Below are 1,192 nucleotides of genomic sequence, written 5' to 3'. Positions count from 1 at the left end.
AGATTGATAGGAATGAACCCAATTTTCAATGAGTTGATGCCCTTTCATATGATATTTCTGAGCAAGAAAGGGAGTGCCTCCAATCCCATTAAGATCATCTTGAACAACTTTGAATTTGAATTCAAATGAATATTTTGCCATAAGAAAAGACCTTTCATTTTTGAAAAGTCTATATTCTTGGGTTCACATCATTAGTGTTCCATTTTTTAAATGCTAATTTCGAGAAGGAGGGGAACGTGATCTTGACGCTCACCAGAGTCAATCATGTCTGATACAACGACCTTATCTGCTAGACGATCTGAAACTAACCAATAATCAATACGCCATCCCGTATTATTTTTTTTTGCAAAACGACTGCGTTGTGAGAACCAACTATAGCGTCCTTCAACTTTTCCATTTAGGTACCGGAAGCTATCTGTGAAACCTGCTTCAAGTAAAAGTCCAAATTTCTCTCGTTCTTCATCTGTGAAACCTGGGTTCATATGATTAGAATTTGGATTGGCTAAATCAATTTCTTGGTAAGCGACATTAAAGTCACCTGAAGAAAAGACAGGTTTTTGTTGGTCCAAAGAGTGTAAATATTGTCGATACTTATCATCCCACTCTTGACGAAGCTTTAAGCGCTTCAAACCTTCTCCTGAATTAGGTGTATAAACTTGAGTGACAAAGAATTCAGGAAATTCTAGTGTAATTATACGGCCTTCATAGTCCATCACATCTGGGGCTCCAATTTCTGGGTATGTCACAACCGGCAATGGCAATGTCTCTTTAATAAGATACATTGTTCCAGAATAACCTTTGCGCGCTGGCGGTGTTGAGGTGCGGTAAACTGTTGTGTACCCTGGAAATTTTTCTACCAATATCGTCAAAATTTTTGCGATTTTTTTTTCATCATCGTTAAGCTTTGTCTCTTGTATTGCTATGAGATCAGGCTGAATTTTTGAAATTTTGTCTATCACTACAAGTGACATTGCAGAACGGTCTGAGTTACCAGTCAAGGCAGCGTTAAGAGAATCAATATTCCATGATATAAATTTATATGTCATGGGTTCATTATAGCATGAGAATAAACCAAATAAAAAATCTGAAGATTCAAGGTAAGTGTCAAATAATTGGCTGTGAATCTTCAAAACTGAATTTTTGTTTATATTTTAAAGCTCCTCCTGAGCTTGTGAGGGCCAAGATGTGCTTG

The 1,192-nt window shown here is 36.9% G+C and carries 1 protein-coding gene; it reads right to left on the bottom strand.

Going from position 1 to position 1,192, the window contains the following annotated elements:
- Positions 1 to 206 precede the first annotated feature (206 nt).
- Positions 207 to 1,046 carry an exodeoxyribonuclease III gene (locus tag HNQ37_RS08400; protein WP_183541318.1) on the bottom strand — a complete coding sequence of 280 codons (840 nt, stop codon included), beginning with the start codon at positions 1,044 to 1,046 and terminating at the stop codon, positions 207 to 209.
- Positions 1,047 to 1,192: the final 146 nt, after the last annotated feature.

This window comes from Lactovum miscens (assembly GCF_014202895.1).
In the GTDB taxonomy this organism is placed as follows: Bacteria; Bacillota; Bacilli; order Lactobacillales; family Streptococcaceae; genus Lactovum; species Lactovum miscens.
The sequence above is the reverse complement of the archived record's forward strand: the minus strand, read 5'-3'. Positions and strand labels throughout refer to the sequence as shown.

Coding starts and splice junctions, on each gene's coding strand:
- HNQ37_RS08400 (WP_183541318.1), bottom strand. CDS start 1,046: ATGACATATAAATTTATATCATGGAATATTGATTCTCTTAACGCTGCC.